The 19,837-nt window shown below is 40.8% G+C and carries 14 protein-coding genes and 3 rRNA genes (1 of these 17 only partly in view); 3 read left to right on the top strand and 14 right to left on the bottom strand.

Annotated elements, in window-relative coordinates; all coding sequences use genetic code 11:
* Nucleotides 1–28: 28 nt before the first annotated feature.
* The 3 genes from JBW_RS00220 to JBW_RS00210 form a co-directional block, all read right to left on the bottom strand.
* The gene (locus JBW_RS00220; protein ID WP_007953720.1) at nucleotides 29–679 is read right to left on the bottom strand and encodes an HAD family hydrolase; all 651 of its coding nucleotides are present in this window, start codon (nucleotides 677–679) and stop codon (nucleotides 29–31) included.
* 329 nt (nucleotides 680–1,008) lie between these two features.
* Nucleotides 1,009–1,467: a chemotaxis protein CheX gene (locus JBW_RS00215; protein ID WP_007953719.1), complete on the bottom strand. Its 459-nt coding sequence runs from the start codon at nucleotides 1,465–1,467 to the stop codon at nucleotides 1,009–1,011.
* 2 nt (nucleotides 1,468–1,469) lie between these two features.
* Nucleotides 1,470–2,321, bottom strand: a complete 852-nt coding sequence (locus tag JBW_RS00210) for a response regulator (RefSeq protein ID WP_007953718.1) — start codon at nucleotides 2,319–2,321, stop codon at nucleotides 1,470–1,472.
* A 278-nt stretch (nucleotides 2,322–2,599) separates the two neighbouring features.
* Between JBW_RS00210 and JBW_RS00205 the strand changes: the two genes are divergently transcribed.
* Nucleotides 2,600–4,093: a class I adenylate-forming enzyme family protein gene (locus tag JBW_RS00205; RefSeq protein WP_007953717.1), complete on the top strand. Its 1,494-nt coding sequence runs from the start codon at nucleotides 2,600–2,602 to the stop codon at nucleotides 4,091–4,093.
* A gap of 131 nt (nucleotides 4,094–4,224) precedes the next feature.
* Nucleotides 4,225–5,550, top strand: coding sequence for a hexokinase family protein (locus JBW_RS00200; RefSeq protein ID WP_007953716.1), 1,326 nt, complete (start codon nucleotides 4,225–4,227; stop codon nucleotides 5,548–5,550).
* Between the two features lie 62 nt (nucleotides 5,551–5,612).
* Here JBW_RS00200 and pdxT read toward each other — a convergent pair whose 3' ends face one another.
* The 7 genes from pdxT to JBW_RS00165 all read right to left on the bottom strand — a co-directional run bounded on the left by pdxT (nucleotide 5,613) and on the right by JBW_RS00165 (nucleotide 13,055).
* The gene (pdxT, locus tag JBW_RS00195) at nucleotides 5,613–6,185 is read right to left on the bottom strand and encodes a pyridoxal 5'-phosphate synthase glutaminase subunit PdxT (protein WP_007953714.1); all 573 of its coding nucleotides are present in this window, start codon (nucleotides 6,183–6,185) and stop codon (nucleotides 5,613–5,615) included.
* A 24-nt stretch (nucleotides 6,186–6,209) separates the two neighbouring features.
* The gene (gene pdxS, locus JBW_RS00190; protein WP_007953713.1) at nucleotides 6,210–7,091 is read right to left on the bottom strand and encodes a pyridoxal 5'-phosphate synthase lyase subunit PdxS; all 882 of its coding nucleotides are present in this window, start codon (nucleotides 7,089–7,091) and stop codon (nucleotides 6,210–6,212) included.
* A gap of 254 nt (nucleotides 7,092–7,345) precedes the next feature.
* Nucleotides 7,346–8,038: an NAD(P)-binding domain-containing protein gene (locus JBW_RS00185; RefSeq protein ID WP_007953711.1), complete on the bottom strand. Its 693-nt coding sequence runs from the start codon at nucleotides 8,036–8,038 to the stop codon at nucleotides 7,346–7,348.
* Between the two features lie 220 nt (nucleotides 8,039–8,258).
* Entirely contained in the window at nucleotides 8,259–9,548 is a 1,290-nt protein-coding gene (locus JBW_RS00180; protein ID WP_007953709.1) for a DUF445 domain-containing protein, read from the bottom strand.
* A 16-nt stretch (nucleotides 9,549–9,564) separates the two neighbouring features.
* A complete protein-coding gene (locus JBW_RS00175; protein WP_007953707.1) occupies nucleotides 9,565–10,806 on the bottom strand; it encodes a DUF445 domain-containing protein in 1,242 nt (413 codons plus the stop codon).
* Complete coding sequence (locus tag JBW_RS00170) at nucleotides 10,803–11,189, bottom strand: YkvA family protein (RefSeq protein ID WP_007953704.1); 387 nt, start codon at nucleotides 11,187–11,189, stop codon at nucleotides 10,803–10,805. Before JBW_RS00170 ends, JBW_RS00175 begins: the two co-directional genes overlap by 4 nt.
* 129 nt (nucleotides 11,190–11,318) lie before the next feature.
* Nucleotides 11,319–13,055 carry a hypothetical protein gene (locus JBW_RS00165; protein WP_007953703.1) on the bottom strand — a complete coding sequence of 579 codons (1,737 nt, stop codon included), beginning with the start codon at nucleotides 13,053–13,055 and terminating at the stop codon, nucleotides 11,319–11,321.
* A gap of 325 nt (nucleotides 13,056–13,380) precedes the next feature.
* Between JBW_RS00165 and JBW_RS00160 the strand changes: the two genes are divergently transcribed.
* Nucleotides 13,381–13,755 carry a methylglyoxal synthase gene (locus tag JBW_RS00160; protein ID WP_007953701.1) on the top strand — a complete coding sequence of 125 codons (375 nt, stop codon included), beginning with the start codon at nucleotides 13,381–13,383 and terminating at the stop codon, nucleotides 13,753–13,755.
* 80 nt (nucleotides 13,756–13,835) lie between these two features.
* Here the strand turns inward: JBW_RS00160 and mqnE are convergent, their stop codons facing one another.
* The 4 genes from mqnE to JBW_RS00135 all read right to left on the bottom strand — a co-directional run.
* Nucleotides 13,836–14,921, bottom strand: a complete 1,086-nt coding sequence (gene mqnE, locus JBW_RS00155; RefSeq protein ID WP_007953699.1) for an aminofutalosine synthase MqnE — start codon at nucleotides 14,919–14,921, stop codon at nucleotides 13,836–13,838.
* Between the two features lie 413 nt (nucleotides 14,922–15,334).
* A 5S ribosomal RNA gene (rrf, locus tag JBW_RS00145) occupies nucleotides 15,335–15,451 on the bottom strand.
* Nucleotides 15,452–15,543: 92 nt separating this feature from the next.
* Nucleotides 15,544–18,475 (bottom strand): 23S ribosomal RNA (locus JBW_RS00140).
* A gap of 483 nt (nucleotides 18,476–18,958) precedes the next feature.
* Nucleotides 18,959–19,837, bottom strand: a 16S ribosomal RNA gene (locus JBW_RS00135); it runs 679 nt beyond the window's last position.
* Together the 16S, 23S and 5S rRNA genes form the textbook arrangement of a ribosomal RNA operon.

The following is a 19,837-nucleotide window of genomic DNA, read 5'->3' as shown; positions in this document are numbered from 1 at the left end:
TACTACTTTCGCCTAATTCTAGGTGAATTTACAATCTTCCCAGGAGACTAGCAAGTTCTGAAACTGATGAAACGATATAATTAGGATCAGCGGCAGCCAGCTCTTCTTGGCTGCCGTATCCATAAGCAACAGCAATCACATCAATATGATTCTTCTTAGCACCGCTGATATCATATTTTCGATCTCCAATCATTACAACTTTACTTAGATCAGTAATGTTTTCCCCTGTTAGGGCAAATTCGATGACATCGCTTTTTTCAGTCCTTGTTCCATCAATATTACTTCCCACAATGGCAGCAAAGTACTGTTTTAAACCAAAGTGTTCTAAAATCTGCACTGAAAACTCGGTAGGCTTTGAAGTTGCTACGATTAGTTTTTTACCTTGGTTCTTCAAACTGGCTAATAGTTCCTCCATGCCCGCATATACTTTGTTTTCATATAATCCAGTTACCGAAAAACGTTCTCGATAATATCCAATCGCCTGCACTGCCTCCTGATCACTCATATGGTAGAACTCTTTAAAGGATGCTAATAAAGGTGGTCCGATAAAAGGGATCAACACATCTGGATCTTCTTCCTTAATTCCCATTTCTTGCAAGGCATATTGAACGGATGATGTAATACCGATTTTAGGATCTGTCAATGTTCCATCTAAGTCAAATAATATGATTTCATACATAACTGTCACCTTCCTATTTGTTAAGATTTTCTATACTATTCTTTTATATTGCTTAGCTAAATTAACGATTGGCAACAGAAAACAATTCGCGCTCTGTCATTGCGAACAGAGTGAAGCAATCTCTTAGCAAGGGGTGCTTCGCTATGCACGCAACAGAAGGACGTTATTGTAAATTGATCCTAAAATAAAAAGGCCTAAGGTCTCCTCTTTATTACAGAGCAGCACTCTTACACCTTTGGTTTTCAATCTGCCAGTTATCGATTTTTGCTCACGATTTCATAAGGAATTACAATATCTCTATGATTAAGGCTGTAAACGGCCCCCGTAAATTATTCGATGCCAATATTTAGTTCAATTACTAATGAATCGGCAATCATTTCCACTACTAAAAATTTTGCACTGCTTACTTTCAGTTTGAAATTCTCTCCCACAACTAGACTAGGAGGGGAAATATCCACTCGTAAGCCATCCTTCTCAAAACGAGTTGCAGCATTTCCCGTAACCATGTTTGTTAGCTCAGAAATTGCACTTTGTGCTAAGTCATCTAATGTTGTAACAGGCATCCCCATCATCATTTTCGATGCAATCGACATGGCCGTTGCTTCCGTGAAATTATATGCAATGTTGCCTCGCAACTGATCTGTCAATCCTACTAGCACGGTAATTCCCTTACTTTCGACAAACTGCTCCCCTACTGAAAGCTTGCCCTTCACAACATTTTGAAATCCTAATTGCGGCATAATATTCATGATCGCATCGATAAATGGATTAATCACTTTTACATCCAAAATTATTTCCCTCCTACAAACCCAACATTCATATGCAATGGACCAATAGCAGTTTTTGCTGTGACTGTATTCGAAGTCATTTTAGGATTAATAATAGCAATGGATTCACCAATTATAATGCTCGGTGGTGTAAGACGAATTTCAAATTCCTTAGCTTTTAATACATTATTAATCTCAGAGATACTATGTCCTGCAATAATATTAGTAAATTCAGAAATACTATTAAATATATCCTCATCCGCTACTACATCAGTTCCTAATAACTTCTTAGTAAATTCTTGCGCCACGTCCATAGATACATCCAGCATAATTCGCCCTTGCTGACTTCCTGTGATACCAATGATAACGCCTAAACCATGGGATACTACCGTCTGAATCTTACTATGATCTACAGAAAGAACATCCATTCCCGTCATGTCTTTAATATTTTTCGTAAAGGCTGCAATAAAATATTCCAAGAAATGCTGCTGACCTGCTTCATTCCCCTGCTGCGAGATAATCTGTTCAAATCCAAGGAGCAGCGCCTCCGACTTCACCGGCTTTTGGAAAAATGCTTTTACGCCAATGGCTGTCCCCCGATTGATAATGGCTTCATCCTTCATGGCACTTACCACTACGATTTTACCGGCTGGATCAATGGTCAACAATTCACGGCAGCACTCCAACCCATCCATATCAGGCAATGTCAAATCCATTGTTACCAAATCCGGCTGTAGCTCACGGTACTGACGTATACCATCACTACCTGTACCAGCACAACCGCACACCTCATACTTTGATTCTTTCAAAGCATCTTTTATTAACCTCTGACTAAAAGGGGAATCATCAACTATTAGTACTCGAATTTTAATCATCGTCTCACCGCCAGCATAATTTTTTACAATTCAATTAGTAATCTATATAAATTATTATCATTCTATATTTTTATCTTTTTACCTGCGCCAAATGACAAATCTAGCAATATATTTACAATGTTTTAACACGCATTCTGCTGTTTTCCCTCTTATCATCAACATTCTAGTGACCTTTTCTTTGCTCTAGGCTTTACCATTGGAAGAATTTACGTTACCATAAAGAATGAATAGATCTATGATCAACTTTATATCCAACACTGATTTTTAAGGAGGCAATTATGCTTGTTCACGAAATAATCCAACAAGACAGCATCCATGACAATCAAGTTGTATTTTTAGGCGAAAAACCGATTACGTACGGTGAATTGTCCAATGCAGTTACAAAATATCGAAACTTTTTTTATCAGCAAGGTATACGCCCAGGAGAAAATGTTGGCTTATTTTCTAAGAATTGTGTTGAATTTATTTATAGCTATTTAGCAATCACTAGCTTAGGAGCTGTTATTGTACCTCTTAATTTCCAATTTGTTCCTCGTGAAATTGCATACATTCTACATAATGCCAATATAAAAAAAATAATTACTATGACGATACTTGACTTGGATACGGAACTTGCTCACTATGGCTATCAAGAGGAAGTAAGCCAACTACTCATCACCGATATTTCCCATACAATCTCTCAACAATCATTTCCCCCCGCTCCAGTATCTCAAACCGTTTATGAAAATGAAGTATGTACAATCATCTATACCTCCGGAACAACAGGAAGCCCTAAAGGAGCTATGCTCACTCATAAAAATCTGGTTAGCAATGCTCAGGCTTTTTCACAAGTCTTCACCTACCAACATGAGGATCGCATTCTTTGTGTTTTACCCATGTATCATTGCTTTGCCTGGACGGCCGCCGTATTGACGCCCTTACTAAACAGTTCGTCAATCCTAATTTTAGATAATTTTTCCATTCGGGAAACGATTTCTGCCATTAAAGATAATGCCTTGACCGTTATTTTCGGTATTCCCAATATGTTTCGTCTACTTGCCCAAAGGGCGCAAAAAGAAGACTTCCTTCATGTTAAGCTTTTCGTCTCAGGCGGTTCTTCCCTGCCGCAAGAAATTTCTGAGCAATTTACAAAGAAAATTGGCAAGCCAGTAGTGGAAGGCTATGGGCTATCGGAAGCATCGCCCATTGTATCTTTAAATCCAATCCATAAGGTAAAATACTGCTCCATTGGAAAGCCATTGCCCGGTATTGAAGTAAAGATTGTTAATACCGACAATCAGCCTCTTGCCCCCGGCGAAACAGGTGAACTATTGGTTCGTGGCCCCAGCGTAATGCACGGCTATTACCGATTACCAGAGGAAACGGCTAAAGCCCTTCAAAACGGCTGGCTTCATACAGGAGATTTAGCCTATATGGATCAGGACGGCTATCTCTTTATTGTGGATCGATTAAAAGATATGATTGTAATTAATGGGGAAAATATCTATCCACGAGAAATCGAGGAACTTTTATATGCCTATCCTGCAATTGCCGAAGCTGCGGTCATCGGAATTCCAAATAAACACTATGGTACTTTAGTTCAAGCATATCTTGCTGTCAATGAAGGATTCACCATCGACAAAAAAGCAGTCAAATCTTATCTGCAAAAAAAACTTGCTTCTTACAAAATCCCTAAAGAGCTTATCATTATAGATTCTCTGCCTAAAAATTCTACCGGAAAAATCCTAAAAACGGTCTTACGCCAGCAAGCAATAAGTATACAAGCTCTTTAAATCGATTATATCTATTTAATTTTTTAGGGAAATTGCGTAAAAAATCAGTTAAATTCTACATGTTTATGATATAATTTCCATAAACGCTGTCATAAACATGGCGAATCGATTTAATACTGGAGGTTTACAGTATGAGCAAGTTGTTAACTCAACTACATGAACTAGTCACACAACTCACCATTTCCCCTGAACAAATTGGTGCCATCGCCACTAAATTTCAACAAGCTATGCAAAATGGCCTAATCGGAGCACCTAGTTCATTAAAAATGTTGCCCTCTTATTTAAGCAAACCGTCCCGAAAAGAAATAGGAACATTTCTGGCTTTAGATTTTGGCGGAACCAATGTAAGAGTCCTGTTAACGGAATTGTTGGGAGAAGGACAGTATAGAATACATGCTCGGGCAGGAAAGCCCCTTAAACAGGGAGAAATGCAATACAATTATATATCTAAACAATCTACTGCCGATCACTTATTTGATTTTATTGCAAAGCAAATTGCCCCTCTTGTAAAACCCGATCAGATATATCCCCTAGGTCATACGTTTTCCTTCCCCACTGACCAAAAAGGTCTTAATACAGGCACATTAATTCATTGGACAAAAGAAATTGAAACAACTGGTGTGGAAGGTAAGGACATTACAACCTTGCTACGATCAGCCTTAGACAGACAGAATCTTCGTAATGTGATACCTAAAGCCATCATCAATGATACTGTCGGTACCTTACTTGCCTCAGCCTATGAAGATCCCTTTACAGATATTGGCTCTATTTGCGGTACTGGCCACAACACAGCTTATATTGAACCTTGTGCGCCGGATAGCAAAAGCCCAATGATTATCAACCTAGAATCAGGTAATTTTGATCAATTACCCTTTACAGCTTATGATGCCCTATTAGACCAACAAAGTGAGAAACCCGGCGAGCAACGATTAGAAAAAATGGTCTCTGGTCACTATATTGGTGAGTTAGTGCGCATTATAACCTGTAGTTTATTTGACGATGGATTATTGGCAGGAAGCACCTCTACAAGAAAAATACTAACCACTCCTTATATACTACATGGTGCTTATATTTCGCTTTTATTGGAAGATGGCAGTGAGGAGAATGAACAGATCGCCCACTTTCTTGAGAGCAAGCTAGGTATTACAAACTCTACGCTTGAGGATCGCCGAACCTTAAAAAAGATTGCCTCCCTTGTATCCATTCGCTCTGCCCGCTTGGTGGCGGCTACTTATATCGGAATTCTGCATCATATTGATCCGGATTGTTCTCAAAATCATACCATTGCCATCGACGGCTCACTATACGAAAAAACTCCTAACTACGCTAAAACCATTCAGATGACGTTGGATGAAGGACTTGGAACTAAGAAGAAAATTACCAGCACCCTTACAAAAGATGGCTCAGGTATTGGTGCTGCCATCGCTACCGCCATTGCGATACATACAGAAAGTTAAGAAATATGCGACCAAAACAAAAAAATCATTGAATACAAAAGTGTTCAATGATTTTTTTGTTATTACGCGTTCTTGGTCATTGAAATAAAATACTGGTGAATTCGATCATCCTTGGTCAATTCAGGATGAAATGCCGTAACAAGGATATTATTTTGCCTGGCAATAACAATTTTATTATGTACCCTTGCCATCACTTTTACATCCTTGCCTGCCTCTTCAATATAAGGTGCGCGAATAAAGACAGCTTTTAGCGATTCTGCGCCAAATTCAGGCACTGTCATATCCGCTTCAAAACTCTCACGCTGACGGCCAAAAGCATTGCGTCGAACTACAATATCCATGATCCCTAAACGAGGCTGATTGCTATCTTTAATTTCCTTCGCCAGCAGAATCATGCCAGCGCAAGTTCCATATACCGCCATTTTCTGGTCCACTCTTAATTTAATCTTATCCAACAATCCCCACTCCATCATTAGCTTGCCAATAGTGGTACTTTCTCCCCCAGGAATGATCAAACCGTCAACCCCGTCTAATTCTTCTGGCTTTCGAATCTCTACTGCTGTTACTCCACAGCCTTCCAGCATCCAGCAATGCTCCCGGAAAGCACCTTGCAATGCCAATACTCCGATCTTCATAATAATCCCTGCTTTCTCTCTTGCTTACCAGCCACGATCCTGCATGCGCTCATGATCTGCTATGGTAGAAATCTCGATACCCACCATAGCCTCACCAAGATCGCGAGAGATTTCAGCCAAAATCTTGGGATCATTATAATAGGTAGTAGCTGCTACAATTGCTTTTGCCCTTTTTACAGGGTCACCTGACTTAAAGACACCCGAGCCAACAAATATGCCATCGCAGCCTAAGTGCATCATCAGAGCCGCATCAGCCGGTGTCGCAATACCTCCTGCAGCAAAATTAACAACTGGCAGACGTCCTAATTTTTTCACTTCCATAACAAGTTCTAAAGGAGCTGCAATATTTTTGGCAAAGGCAGATACTTCTTCATTCGGTAAGTTCTGCAGCTGACGAATTTCACTCATAACCATACGAATATGCTTTACAGCTTCGACTACATTGCCCGTTCCTGGCTCTCCCTTGGTACGAATCATCGCTGCCCCTTCACCAATACGACGCAGTGCTTCACCAAGATTCTTAGCACCACATACAAAGGGAACGTTAAACTGATGTTTATCAATATGATATTTATCATCGGCAGGAGTTAGCACTTCACTTTCATCAATATAATCAACTCCTAGTGATTCTATGATCTGCGCTTCTACAAAATGGCCAATTCTTCCTTTAGCCATAACTGGAATGGTCACAGCCTCCATGATTTTCAAGATAATCGTAGGATCAGCCATCCGAGCAACCCCGCCTGCCGCGCGAATATCTGCTGGAACACGTTCTAATGCCATTACAGCACAAGCTCCTGCTTCCTCAGCAATTTTTGCCTGTTCAGGCGTAGTTACATCCATAATCACGCCACCCTTAAGCATTTCTGCCAAACCAGCCTTTACGCGAAAAGTCCCTTGCTGCATATTGTTTATTCCTCCTATACTTGTTTTTATTTTTAGTCCTAGGATCATTTATTATTGAGGACTTCTAAAAATATAATGTTATTATAAAACAAAATAGACCTCTTTAAAATATACAGAATTATATTTTTCATTAGGTACAGATTTGAAAAAAATCGAACCACAAAGACGCAAAGGACACAAAGGGTTCTATTTATAACTTATTTGGTGTACTCCTTTGTGGTTCATAATATTCCCTATCTTTTCAAACACAAAAATTACAAGCTTTTTGTCTCGTTCTTATGTTTGACAGATTGTACAATTTCCCTGGCAAAAGGTCCCAAGGTGCCATCAGCATAGGATTTCATCACTCCAGCGGCAACTTGCCCGATAGCATTTTTTATAATCCCTGGATCTGAAATCCCTTTTTGCTTTAAGACCTCCTCAATAGCTACGCCCGCTTCAATCGCTTTCTGCGCAGCTACCGTATTAATGGTATACACTAAATCTGCCTTGCCGACGATTACCTGTCCAACTAATTGAAAGATTTCCACAGTTTGCGCAACTACCTCTACAGGAAACTGATTGACAATAATGACTGGAGAATGTCCTAATGCAATCTCACCTGCATGGCCAATAAATTTAGCACAAATACACTTTACATGGGAATCCGCTATACTGTTTAGCATATTTTGGCTCGCATTTGTCGCGATATTAATCACAGTTATATTTTTTCCTATGTCATTAAATACTTTAATACAACTCACGACTTCTGGATCAGGGAGAGCCAAAATTACAATTCCCAATTCCGCCATCTCTCCTAATGAACCAACAGTAGAAACACTAATTTCTTCTGCTGCTTTTTCCACCTTCTCTATATTTCGATCAAATATGACTAAGTCTACCTGACCTGCTAATAATCCTGCTAATACTCTTCCCATACGTCCAATCCCTACTAAACCAACCTTCACCTTAACCACTCCCTCGTTATTTATAAAATAACTTTCCAGCGACCTTCTACTAGTATATGACCAAACTCTTAAAATAGCGCTTTATTGATTATAATACAAGAAAGAATCACCTTCTCGTATATAGAGAGGTGATTCTTTTTGCGACTTCATCAACAATTTCTAATATGACTACCATAATAATAAGTATTGCAATTACAAAACGTTCTTTCATCATTTTTCCTTAAAACCAGCTTTGGATAATGGGAACGACATAGGGATCATAAACATAACGTAAGAAGAAAAACATCAGTAAACCGACTATACCGCCTACGATAGAACCATTGATGCGAATCCATTGTAAATCATTCCCTGCTTTTTCTTCCACGAAATGATTCAGCTTATCATCGTTAAATTCCCCTAAAACCCTTTGAACAATTTCACCAATGATATAATGCTCTTTTTCGATAAGCTCATATATCACCTGCTTAATACGCACTTCCAGCCATTCTTGCAGCTCAATATTTTCCTTAAAAAACATCCAGTATCGATCCATTTGAGTATAGATCCAATCGATGAGTTGAGGACTGAGCTGAGGATTCGCCGTCTTTAGAAAATTCTCCGATACATGAATCACTGCATCACCTAATTCTACTTCTGTCGCCAACGTCATTTTCCAGCTCTCCACTTGTTCTAGCCAAGTATAATTCTTTTCAGATACTTCGGCTATCGCTGTTAAATTTTCATGAATTTTATTATGTATGACATGATCAGGGTTCTTAATATCTTGCAAGATTGCCAGAATCTCTGCATAAAAAGCATCCGTTGCATCGGAAAGGCTTACACTATTAGTCTGCTCACCTAACCAAATGAAGGCTCTTTCTAAGGGTGACCGATTCTTGGTTTGCGTCATTTCTTCTAAATATCGGTAGATATTTCTTTTTGCCTCATTTTTATCTAGCTGATTGATAAGTTCATCCACAATGTACATTGTTAAAACTCGAACACGGTCATTTTCTAATAACCATCTGACTATATTGTTCATTTGCGAGATAAGATCAATGTTTTTGATTTCTTTTCTAATAAAACCTTCTATATGATTAACGAAATCTCGAATATCAAGTTTACTGATCATATCCTTACCGAATCGCTCCAGAGAACTTCTTATGAACGCCCTTCCTCTCTCATGATCTACAAAGCCAATCAGCAAAGTAACAAAGCAGATACTCTCTACCCTTTTTTTAATGGATTCTACCGTAAGCAAATCTTGGTCAATAATATTCCGAATGGACCGAATTACCTTTTGACGATGCCTGGGGATCAATGCCGTATGCCAAGGAAAACCTAAAGGTTTTTTAAAAAGCGCAGTAATCGCAAACCAATCGGCAATCCCACCTACCAACGCCGCCTCCATTACAGCAAAGAGCAACTCTACAGCGAAAATATCTTTATAGTAATGTTTAAGCCCAGCAGACAATAAAAATAGTAAAAATACCAATAGTAAAATTTGATTTGCTATGCTTTTATTATTCATTTCTCTTCACCTGCATTTATAACCAATAGGTCAATATGTATAGAATCATTCCTACCAAACCGCCAACAAATGAGCCATTAATACGAATCATCTGCAAATCATTGCCCATCTTGCTATCAATAAAATTTACCAATCGCTCATTGGTAAATTCATTAAGGCTCTCCTTTACAATTCTGCCAATTTGGTCATGGTTGCGATCTAGCCAATCTCCTAAAACAGCCTTAAGGTACAAATCCATCTTCACCCGATCTTCCTGATTTTTAGTGAAATCTTCCAGAACTATCTCCAGCTGTGCCATAAGAGAGTCCATCCCTCGAACTGCCAGTCTATTGTCACGAATCACTTTATGAAATACAGCTACCATGGACCTGGATATTTTTTCGCCTAATTTAAATTTATATATTATATTTTGCTGGAGCCATGACTCAACCCGTTGCCCAAAATCAGCATCATTTTGCAGCCTGACTACAAACTGTTTCAATTTCGCCTTTCCGTCTAGCCTGAAAGGATGCTGGGGGGATTTCATTTCTAATAATATACTGACCAATCCATGCTGAGCTGCCTTCGCCAATTGCTTAGGGGATAAATCCATCAGCAAATTAAATAATTTCCTCCGATTCATACCATGTTCATATTTCTTGGTAACAGCAGCAAAAACATTTGCCAGCAAGTGGACAAACTTTTCATTCTGGGCAGCAATGATACATTGCTCAATGATAAGATCTAGTATTTTGTCATCATATTCGTGATCCATAAACCATTGGACAATGGGGATCCCATAGGGAAGAACCTTAATATTGTCCATATTGTCTTCTACAAAATCTTGAATTAATACCTCTAAATCTTCCGGATTCACTTGAAGAGCAAAATCCTGCCAAAAGCGATATAGCATTTTTTTCACATCTTGCTTACCACTATTCTCATTGGTAAAATACAGTAATGTAGCCGTTAAATCATAGTCATCCAAGTTTTTCTTTATATTCTCTTTTATTAATATCTCATGCTCGACCATATCAATCAAAGCTTGAAATATCTTTTCCCGATTTCGGGGGATAATCGCCGTACGAAAAGGTATGCCTAAGGGGCGGCGAAATAAGGCGGACACAGCAAACCAATCAGCTAAACCGCCTATCATTGCAGCACCGAACCCTCTGGCTAAAAGACCGCCAAAGAACGTGTGGGAAAAAGGATAGCTTGCTAAGAATCCACAAGAAACAATCCCCAATATACAAGTTGCCTTATATTTATTAGCACTCATAACTTAGCATTAACCTCTTCCAGTTCACTTTCATCTACTTTACCAAACCAAGACTCCAAACGGGACTTTGCTCGGATTTTTGTCTCTTTATCAATATATATTGCAACTACCGCTAACGCCATCATCAACGCACCAAAATCATCCGTATATCCTAGAAAAGGCAAAAAATCTGTAATGAAATCAAAAGGGGAAATAAAATATCCCAGTGCGCCAATAATAACCGCTTTCACTTTTTTCGGAACATTGTTTTTTTGCAATGTGTAATATAAAAGTAACACAACATATACTAACTTTTTACCAGCTTTAAGGGAAAATCTTTTTAATTTCTCAAACAGCTTTTTATCCGTATATTTGGTCGAGTATTTCTCAAAATTAAAATTCATAATAAAAACCTCCTATAAAAGATACTGATTTATTCTTTTATAGTATCTCTCTTTATCACTACTATAATTTATCTTCCATATAAAGACAAGTCATCCTTCTACTTGCTGTAGCAGGATGACTTGTTTTATTTAATAGTTTTCACCTTTAAACTCAGTTATGCTTAATGTATTTTCTTTTGTATCATTTGCAGTTACCGATATGAGATCTCCTACCTTAACTAAAGGAATTTTCGGTGACGTATTCGAACTCCCCACAAAAATTCGATTATCGCCCTCGATCATAAAATAAAAATAAGACTCTCCACCCTTAACCACTTGAGAAACACGGCTGATTTTACCTTGCAATTTCAATGCTTTATTTTCCTGACTTGGAATAAACTGATTTCCCTTGCTAGCTAATACTTGCTGGTAAGCACGCAAGCCACTTTCAATATCAGCTCCAACACCTACTAAATTATAGTTTTCTACAGAGATAAAGGATACAGCTTTTAATAACCCTTCTTTATCTTTTAAAGGAGCAATATAAGTTGGCACACCGCCGATGTTATACAAAATAGGATATCCGGCACGATAGGATTTCTCCTGTACCTGGCCTTCTGCTGATTTTTTGGCGCCGCCTTCATCAGCACCAGATACCTTATACCATTTTGCTTCTTTCGTACGAGAGTTGATCAAAATAAAACCGACTGAGCTTCCATCTTTACCTGATGAGGTAATCCCTGTATACCAATATACACTATCATCGTTGCCATAAATGAGATGAAGCTCATTTCCCGTTGGCTTTAATGTTCCCATTTTGGCAAATACACTATTCCAAAAACCATTTATGTAATCGCCCCAATCTTTAACTTGCTTATATACATAGGATTCAGGCTGAACCCTGTCAACCCAGCGAGGCAAATCATCAATAGTATGCCGACTGATTTGACCTGTTTGAGCATTTACAATCACTGCACCTACTGCATCAGAACCGTGATAACCAACTTTATTTTTATATAAGGTCACAACCCAATATGGATTAAGATCATCATCTACTTCAAAAGAAAAATCTGAAATCCCAATATTAAAAAATCCATTAAAATATACGTATCTGGGTAAATAATCAAAGAAGAAACCCTTCATTTGATACTTTAGATATACCTCTTTGCCATTAACCGACTGCACTAAATGTACATCTTGGGGATTCGTAGCAGAGACCATAACAAAGCCTTTACTTCCCCTAGTATAATTCGTCAGCCATTGAAAGATACCACGATGTTCTAAGGGTGCTACATAATATAATTTTTCTCGTACCTTTTGCAGTGATAATTCACCAATTTGCACTTCACTACCTAAAGCAGGTACTTCACCAATGATTTTTTCTGCCAGCTTACGAGCTGTTTCCTCATCTACAATTCGTATTTGCGATAAGTTTATCGGCTCGATATCAGAAGTAAAAGAACTTTCTTTTACCTCGCCTAATAAACCTCTGTAAGCACTGCTATATAGCATCGGAGCGCTTGTTAATATTGGTAGAATCAACAAATTACTCACACCAACTACTAACAATATAATCCCTACAAAGCCGAGCATTCTATAGCGTTTATAATTTTGTCCTTGATTTTGATAATTAGCAATATCAACAACATGTGGCCGTTCCTGAAATAACTGAGGGAATAATTTTTTTAATACTTCTCCCCAGGCTGTTTTGGCTATAAATAACCTAAACTTATTCAGCAAAATTAATGCTGAGATAAATAAAAATAGTATCCCCCAGGCTATAACCAAATTCGACCAATCCGTAAAACCAAATGCTAATACGGGCATTTCCATAAAGAAATATAGGAAATTAACTACTAAGAATGCTATTATTAGAAATGGCAACACATTTAATCACTCCTTGCAAATTAAAGCTTCATTACTACTTTCTATTCGCCATAAATCAATACTCATCCTGCTTCTTCCACAGAATCATATTATATAATAAATTATTGATCCAGTTACTCCACTATTAAATCTAGGCGCTCACTCATATAAGTGATCCTTGAATCCGAAAAAATCCATAGGACGGACTTAGCTTAAATTCTACAGCATATTTCTCTTAGCAGGATTAGTTCTTTGTTAAAATTAACACTATGTTATTAACTTTAACATACTAGTAAAGCTAATTATGATATAATTTATCTATCTATAATTAGAGGTAGGTGTTGTCATGAAAACTGTTGCGTTAATTGCTCATGATCGTAAAAAAGAAACCATGTTAGAATTTGTTGTTAAACATCAAAAAATTCTAGCAAAACACCATTTAGTGGCTACTGCCACTACTGGTCGCCTAATTAAAGAATCCGTTGGTCTGGATGTCACCACATATTTATCCGGGCCACTTGGTGGTGACCAACAAATAGGAGCACGTGTTGCCTGTGAAGAAATTGATTTAGTAATATTTCTAAGAGATCCTCTAACGGCTCAACCCCATGAACCAGATATCACAGCCCTTCTTAGAATATGTGATGTTCATAATATCCCAGTTGCAACAAATGTAGTCTGTGCGCATTTACTGGTTTCTACACTAAATGAACCGCTATAAAGAAGATTTAATTTAGATGGGTTTGCAGCTCCATCCATAAAGAAGGAACAGCTAATATCAATTTAGGCTGTTCCTTTCTATTACAATATTTTAACTATATTATACATAGAATCCCTCTCTACTGGAATACGACCAGTTTGACGGATTGTCTTAATGATTGTTTCTTTACTCAATGATGTAGCAGATTTTGCGCCTGCTGCATGCATGATTTTTTCTTCATTTACTGTACCATCAATATCATTTGCACCAAATCCCAATGCAAGCTGAGCTATCGGCAATGTTAGCATGACCCAATAAGCTTTTATATTCTTAAAATTATCTAACATCAAACGAGAAATAGCCATCGTCTTAAGTTCATCCCATACTGAAGTTCTTTCTATTCGTTCACCAAGTACCGTATTATTAGGATGAAAAGGAAAACAAATAAACGTTTGGAAGCCGCCTGTTTCATCCTGCAAATTGCGTAAAGATAATAAATGATCCACTCGTTCTTCTACTGTTTCAATATGACCATATAACATACTGGCATTACTGCGAATCCCTAGACTATGTGCTATGCGAGCTACCTCCAACCATTCAGCGGCAGTAGCCTTTTTAGGACAAATCTCATTTCTTACCCGATCTGACAATATCTCAGCACCACCCCCAGGCATAGAGTCTAAACCAGCATTTTGTAGTTCGATTAATACTTCGGCAACAGACTTTCCAGAAATAGCAGAAAAATATATAATCTCTACAGCTGTAAACGCTTTTAAATGAATATGTGGCAATGCCTGTTTTAATTCCTTTATTACATCGACATAGTATGAAAAAGGCCAATCTGGATGCAAGCCGCTCACGATATGCAGTTCTCTAAGATCTGGATCTTTAGCCGCCTGTTTAGCAATTTCTAAAGCATTTTCCTTATTCATGGCATAGGAGTGGACACTCTCTGCATCACATCCAAAAGCACATAACTCACAACGAGCAGTACAGATATTAGTAAGGTTAATATGACGATTCACATTGTAATATACATAATCGCCGCTCACATTTTTTCTAACTATATCTGCTAGGTAACCTAACCAAGTCAAATTGTTACATTCAAATAATGCAATGCCATCTTCTCGATTAAGACGAATTCCCTGCATAACTTTTGCCTCAATTTGTTCTAGAACTATATTCACGTATGACACTCCTTCCATTTTGTATTCTTCCCCAAAAAGACATTGCCTTCCTGCAAAACCTAATAAAAAACTAAAAAAATATAATCTTTTTCTTAATACACAAAAAGCACTCACATAAATGAGTGCTTTTTAATTAACCAGCAACTACCTATCCTCCCAGGACGTTTCCATCCAAGTACTTTCGGCGTATAGGCTTAACTACTGTGTTCGGTACTTCGACTGGCGATAATACCCCATCTGCGTCGTTACTCCTGCGCGCGCTCACTTCACGTACTGATGTACTGCTCAGTTCGCGTGCTCGTCGTGCCTAGCATCTGAAGCATTCTCACCAATCTCAGGAACGAAAAAACAAAAAATACTCACTCAAGATCAATATGATAAAAAGCACTCACATAAATGAGTGCTTTCTAATTAACCAGCAACTACCTATCCTCCCAGGACGTTTCCATCCAAGTACTTTCGGCGTATAAGGGCTTAACTACTGTGTTCGGTATGGGAACAGGTGGAACCCCTTAGCTATCGCCACTGGATATGTGAAGTACATACTATATTGTATGTTCCTTCAAAACTTCACAGAAGAAAGACTGCATGTTAGTCGTTAGCAGCTTGCTGCTAACTAAATTAAGTCAAGCCCTCGTCCTATTAGTACCAGTCAGCTGAATCCATTGCTGGACTTACACACCTGGCCTATCAACCTTGTCATCTACAAGGGGACTTACTAGCTTATGCTATGAGAGATCTCATCTTAAGGCTGGTTTCACGCTTAGATGCTTTCAGCGTTTATCCTTTCCGAACGTAGCTACCCAGCTGTACTCCTGGCGGAATAACTGGTACACCATTGGTTCGTCCACTCCGGTCCTCTCGTACTAGGAGCAGTTCCCTTCAAATCTCTTACGCCCGCGATGGATAGGGACCGAACTGTCTCACGACGTTCTGAACCCAGCTCACGTACCACTTTAATGGGCGAACAGCCCAACCCTTGGGACCTACTACAGCCCCAGGATGTGATGAGCCGACATCGAGGTGCCAAACCTCCCCGTCGATATGGACTCTTGGGAGAGATTAGCCTGTTATCCCCAGGGTAGCTTTTATCCGTTGAGCGATGGCCCTTCCACGCGGTACCACCGGATCACTAAGTCCGACTTTCGTCCCTGCTCGACCTGTACGTCTCGCAGTCAAGCTCCCTTCTGCCTTTGCACTCTTCGCGCGATTTCCAACCGCGCTGAGGGAACCTTTGAGCGCCTCCGTTACATTTTCGGAGGCGACCGCCCCAGTCAAACTGCCCACCTGACACTGTCCTCAGTTTCGTTACTACTAAAGTTAGAATTCCAGTAAATAAAGGGTGGTATCCCAACAACGACTCCACACATACTAGCGTACATGTCTCGCAGTCTCCCACCTATCCTGTACATCATTTACCAAAATTCAATGTCAGGCTACAGTAAAGCTCCATGGGGTCTTTCTGTCCAGTCGCGGGTAACCTGCATCTTCACAGGTATTTCAATTTCACCGGGTCCCTCGTTGAGACAGTGCCCAAGTCGTTACACCTTTCGTGCGGGTCGGAACTTACCCGACAAGGAATTTCGCTACCTTAGGACCGTTATAGTTACGGCCGCCGTTTACTGGGGCTTCAGTTCACACCTTCGAATTGCTTCTAAGCACTCCCCTTAACCTTCCAGCACCGGGCAGGTGTCAGCACCTATACGTCAGCTTTCGCTTTAGCAGGCACCTGTGTTTGTGGTAAACAGTCGCTTGGGCCTCTTTTCTGCGACCTCCTTTAGCTCATACCGCGAGGGTAATCACCTAAAGAGGCTCCCCTTCTCCCGAAGTTACGGGGACATTTTGCCGAGTTCCTTAACGAGGGTTTTCCCGCGCACCTTAGGATTCTCTCCCCGCCTACCTGTGTCGGTTTGCGGTACGGGCACCCACAGCCTCGCTAGAAGCTTTTCTTGACAGCATGGGATCAGTAAGTTCATCAACCTTGCGGTCAACTCCCCGTCACTCCTCAGGCTTCTCGTTTAGCGGATTTGCCTACTAAACACCCTACAAGCTTAGACGCATTTCTTCCATTCATGCGATTACTTACCCTTCTGTGTCACTCCATCACTCAAACGGATGGGGGTGGTACTGGAATGTTTGCCAGTTGTCCATCGCCTACGCATTTACGCCTCGGCTTAGGCCCCGACTTACCCTGAGACGACGAGCGTTGCTCAGGAAACCTTAGGCTTTCGGTGGACAAGATTCTCACTTGTCTTTTCGCTACTCATACCGGCATTCTCACTTCTATATACTCCACAGCTCCTTACGGTACTGCTTCGATGCGTATAGAACGCTCCCCTACCACTTGTATCCTAAGATACAAATCCATAGCTTCGGTTCCGTACTTTAGCCCCGGACATCTTCGGCGCAAAACCTCTCGACCAGTGAGCTATTACGCACTCTTTAAATGGTGGCTGCTTCTAAGCCAACATCCTGGTTGTTTCTGAAGTTCCACATCCTTTGCCACTTAGTACGGCATTTGGGACCTTAGCTGATGGTCTGGGCTGTTTCCCTCTTGACTACGGATCTTATCATTCGCAGTCTGACTCCCAAGGTCCGAGTACAGCCATTCGCAGTTTGACAGAGTTCGGTAACCTATAAGGCCCCTAGCCCAATCAGAGCTCTACCGTCTGTACTTATTTCTTGAGGCTAGCCCTAAAGCTATTTCGGGGAGAACCAGCTATCTCCGCGTTCGATTGGCATTTCACCCCTATCCACAACTCATCCCAAAACTTTTCAACGTTCACGGGTTCGGTCCTCCACGCAATTTTACCTGCGCTTCAACCTGGCCATGGATAGATCACTGCGGTTTCGGGTCTACAACAACTAACTATTCGCCCTATTAAGACTCGCTTTCGCTACGGCTCCACATCTTCTGCTTAACCTCGCTAGTTACTGTAACTCGCCGGTTCATTCTTCAATAGGCACGCCGTCGACCACATAAGGGTCTTCGACTGCTTGTAGACATACGGTTTCAGGTTCTTTTTCACTCCCCTCCCGGGGTGCTTTTCACCTTTCCCTCACGGTACTATACGCTATCGGTCGCCAAGGAGTATTTTGCCTTGGAGGGTGGTCCCCCTGCTTCCCACAAGGTTTCACGTGTCTCGTGGTACTCTGGATCTCAGCCATCTCGCTCTGCTTTTCGTCTACGGGACTGTTACCCCCTATGGTCTACCTTTCCAGGTAGTTCGACTAAGCCTGACTTGAATTATGCTGGTCCTCAACCCCGAATCAGTAAACTGACTCGGTTTGGGCTCTTCCCCGTTCGCTCGCCGCTACTTAGGGAATCTCACTTGATTACTTTTCCTCTGGGTACTTAGATGTTTCAGTTCCCCAGGTGCCCTCCTCATGGTCTCAGCCATGGGTAACAATGCATTACCATTGTTGGGTTTCCCCATTCGGAAATCTAGGGATCAATACCTGCTTGCGATTCCCCCTAGCTTATCGGAGCTTACCCCGTCCTTCTTCGGCTCTTGGCGCCAAGGCATCCACCGTATGCCCTTATTAGCTTGACTTCGTCACTCTAATAGTCGGTTTACAATAACCTATCATCTGCGTTGTTGTCGCTGTGGGCATTCATGTCGACGTACAAGTAGTACGACTCCATTCTTGTCCTCGCTCCGCCTAGCAGCTGACAGCTTCTTGCCAACCTTTACTTGGTGGTATATTCGAGTTCTAAAACAAGAATATACATGTTTCAAATAATCCTAACATGCTCGGTAATCACCCTAATATTGCTATTAGAATTATTACGTTGCTTTCTTCTGTGCAGTTTTCAAAGAACATAAGCAGACATTCGGAATCGAAATTCCGTATGGTCGCTTAGTTAACAATGTTAATTGTTAACTTCATTTAGAGGTTTACCATTCATATCACTACCATCACTGGCAACAACATGGGATGTATTCCCTCAAAACTAAGCAATGTAAGTACGTGAACAACCAGATGTGTCGACCTTGGATTAGAAAAACATATTTCAGCTTTTCAAATCTCCATAGAAAGGAGGTGATCCAGCCGCACCTTCCGATACGGCTACCTTGTTACGACTTCACCCCAATCACTGATCTCACCTTCGACGGCTGGTTCCATTGCTGGTTACCTCACCGGCTTCGGGTGCTCTCAACTTTCGTGGTGTGACGGGCGGTGTGTACAAGGCCCGGGAACGTATTCACCGCAGCATGCTGATCTGCGATTACTAGCGATTCCGACTTCATGCAGGCGAGTTGCAGCCTGCAATCCGAACTGAGAGCTTGTTTTTGGGTTTGGCTTCACCTCGCGGCTTCGCTACCCTCTATTTAAGCCCATTGTAGTACGTGTGTAGCCCAAGACATAAGGGGCATGATGACTTGACGTCATCCCCACCTTCCTCCGTGTTATCCACGGCAGTCTCCCATGAGTTCCCACCTTTACGTGCTGGCAACATAGGATAAGGGTTGCGCTCGTTGCGGGACTTAACCCAACATCTCACGACACGAGCTGACGACAGCCATGCACCACCTGTCTATCTGTCTCCCGAAGGAGAACTTCCTATCTCTAGGATCATCAGACGATGTCAAGCCTTGGTAAGGTTCTTCGCGTTGCGTCGAATTAAACCACATACTCCACCGCTTGTGCGGGCCCCCGTCAATTCCTTTGAGTTTCAACCTTGCGGCCGTACTCCCCAGGCGGGGTACTTATTGCGTTAACTCCGGCACTGGAGGGGTCGATACCCCCAACACCTAGTACCCATCGTTTACGGCCAGGATTACCGGGGTATCTAATCCCGTTCACTACCCTGGCTTTCGCGCCTCAGTGTCAGACACAGTCCAGAAAGTCGCCTTCGCCACTGGTGTTCCTCCTAATATCTACGCATTTCACCGCTACACTAGGAATTCCAC

The organism is Pelosinus fermentans JBW45 (assembly GCF_000271665.2).
Classification (GTDB): domain Bacteria; phylum Bacillota; class Negativicutes; order DSM-13327; family DSM-13327; genus Pelosinus; species Pelosinus baikalensis.
The sequence above is the reverse complement of the archived record's forward strand: the minus strand, read 5'-3'. Positions and strand labels throughout refer to the sequence as shown.